This window comes from Pseudoalteromonas sp. SG44-1 (genome assembly GCF_014164315.1).
Classification (GTDB): Bacteria; Pseudomonadota; Gammaproteobacteria; order Enterobacterales; family Alteromonadaceae; genus Pseudoalteromonas; species Pseudoalteromonas rhizosphaerae.
Genome location: NZ_JACJEW010000135.1, coordinates 1 through 2,608, shown reverse-complemented (window position 1 = coordinate 2,608; position 2,608 = coordinate 1). Strand labels below are relative to the sequence as shown.

At 40.1% G+C, this 2,608-nt stretch carries 2 protein-coding genes and 2 pseudogenes; all 4 read left to right on the top strand.

The annotated features are described in order from the left end of the window. A pseudogene (locus tag H5187_RS23095) lies at window positions 1-1,074 on the top strand (hypothetical protein); the annotation flags it as partial. A 10-nt stretch (window positions 1,075-1,084) separates the two neighbouring features. Further along, complete coding sequence (locus H5187_RS23090) at window positions 1,085-1,831, top strand: immunity 49 family protein (protein ID WP_259398159.1); 747 nt, start codon at window positions 1,085-1,087, stop codon at window positions 1,829-1,831. Between the two features lie 33 nt (window positions 1,832-1,864). Next, window positions 1,865-2,365, top strand: a complete 501-nt coding sequence (locus H5187_RS23085) for a hypothetical protein (protein WP_182798429.1) — start codon at window positions 1,865-1,867, stop codon at window positions 2,363-2,365. A gap of 31 nt (window positions 2,366-2,396) precedes the next feature. After that, window positions 2,397-2,608 (top strand): annotated as a pseudogene (locus H5187_RS23080) (DUF600 domain-containing protein); the annotation flags it as partial.

Below are 2,608 nucleotides of genomic sequence, written 5' to 3'. Positions count from 1 at the left end.
AATGACAGCGACGGTTGGATAGCCTTTACCCTAACCGCCATTGGTTTGGTTCCATTATTAGGCTCTGCTATAAAAGGTGTGGGTAAAGTTGTAATTAAAAATAGTGGTGAGTCAATGGAAGCCGCCATTGCAGTGCTACGCAAGCTCGGTAAAGGCGACCCAGTAAAATACTTACGGGAAATAAACTGGCAAAATTTGGGCAAGCAAGCCGCCAGTGAAGTAAAAGCAGTTATTAAAAGCTTTAGAGATACTCTTAATGATATTTCAACCAGCTGGAAATACGACCTCCTACTGCCAGACTCAGCCATTGACGGCATGCAAGCCATGGTCAAACAGCTTGATGAAGTCACCCCAAAAATTGACCAAGGCGTTAAAACCGCCGCAAACGATATCGGCAATCGCGTAAATAAAGCCCTCGATGAGTTTGAGCCACCGGCAAGTACAGGTGTAGTGGGTAAACCGAAGAAAACCGTTGCCAATGAGCTTAAGCCGCCGAAAGGGAATGATTTAAAGGGGGCTACAGCGCTTAAGCGAGTCAGAAACCCAGCCCTTGATGCCCATTATAAAAACTTAGCTGCTTATGAAACGGCTTATAAGAACAAACTAGATGACGCTATTAAAAATGGTGATTCAAGCCATCGCATTGGTGCATTTAAAGCGAAGCTTACCGAAGTTAAAGGTGAACGTGCAGCAAGTGCCTATATGGCACAACACTTTTATAAGCCCCCGCCACCTGCGAAAATGGAGCTAGGCTTTGGTCCGGGCCCCGGTTTTGACCAAGTATGGGCTAAGCGGGATAAAAATGGCAACGTGCTAGAATACTTTATCGTTGAAGCTAAGGGACCTGGCGCCGAGCTCACTAAAGGAGCTAAGAAAGGCGATCAAATGACCACGAAGTGGATAAAAAATACAATTAAAAGCATGAGAAAATCCAAGAAATATCCGGCTCAAAATACACTAGGCAACGACTTATTCAATGCGAATGACTTAGATATACCGTTAAATAAAATTGTTATTGAAGCCGTTGAAAAAGGCGGTCAAGTCGTCGAAGGAAAATTACAACCTTTACCATAGAGAATTGATAATGCTACAGTTAAACCAACTATCGATAGAAAATATAGAAGAAAACATCTCACGTGCAAACAGCCATTTGGCCGCATGGATAGAGCGTTTTCAAGATAATACTAGAACCCCTGAACAAAATAAAAATAGCGTATTTAAAATAACCGATTTCTATTTTATGCTTGCATACGCTAAATACGCACTCGAAGAGCACTCAGAAGTAAAACCCAATTTTGAAAAAGCAGCACCGTTTGCTTTTTTATGCGGCTTCGACCCTAAATTAAAAACGAGTAATAACGATTGGACTATTCAACAAGAGCTAAATGTTGTTCTTCTCTTTGCTGAGCAGGATGTTTTAGAAAAGCTTAAACACAGTGAAATAAAGTTATCCAGCGTTCAACATCAAGCAAAACTCCAATACGCTGAACTATTAAAAGCGATTGGTACAGGCCAAACTATTAATAAAGATGATGTTGAGGCTGCTTTACTTGAAGCCAAAAACACTAAAGACAAAGATGTACTGCAATATATACTTCCTTTATTAGAAGCAATCTCGGCCTTAGTCTCAGGTGATGAATTACGTTGGCAAACTAGTATCGACAAAGCCATAACTTGGCATAAAGATGAATGTAAATTTGGTGATTTAAAAGATATGGAAGAAGGCTTTATCTGTTTAAATGCTCTTACTATGGCAAAGTTAGGCAAAGACATGCATGGTTGGCAATGCCAAACCGATTCACTATATTTACCTTTATTTTTAATTGATTAGTTTCGATAATCACACAACACGAGCCTATTATCTATGAGCAGTTTAATTCACTTATCACTTATTGACGAAGATAGATACCCTACTTCGCTTGACGGTGATGATGAAAGTAAATACCAACAGTTATTAGACATAACTCAAAAAGAAGCCATTCATTGGCAAAGCATTGAAATAAATTTGCGTGGCTTTGAGCCTGCGTTGCAATTATGGGACGCCATTGCGGGTAATAGCCGTTTATTATTGATTGCTAGCTTTAATTTTTATCCTCACAAACTACTCCCACCCGATGCGGATATCAGCGGTAGCTTTGGTTTTTTTCCTGCGGATATGGTTAAAGATTTATACGCGATAATGGAGGAAGAATACAATTTTGATATTAGCAACTTAGAAGGGCAGCAAATTATTGCTGAAATTGAAAAGGATGGAGTTGATGAAGTAAACCCCGAAGCCTATGACCTCGTTCGAGACAAGTACTTTGTAACCTTTAGAGATGCGGCTGAGCAAGGTAAATCAATCGTCGTACTCATTGAGCAATAATTAACTATATAGAAAGCGCTAAGGACAGCACATGCAACCAGACATTAAACACATCCCCCAACAACTTGGGCAATACTTGTACCAGCAAATAAATGAGCCGTGGCTTGAAGCACAACTTATTTTAAATTGCGAAGATGAAAACGTACTTGAATGCAAAGCCCATTATCAAACTGCTGCTGATACAAGCGAACAGCCGATTACCGTGACGGACGAGATAGTCGATTTATTCAACACCCTATTTGA

Coding starts and splice junctions, on each gene's coding strand:
- H5187_RS23090 (WP_259398159.1), top strand. CDS start 1,085: ATGCTACAGTTAAACCAACTATCGATAGAAAATATAGAAGAAAACATC.
- H5187_RS23085 (WP_182798429.1), top strand. CDS start 1,865: ATGAGCAGTTTAATTCACTTATCACTTATTGACGAAGATAGATACCCT.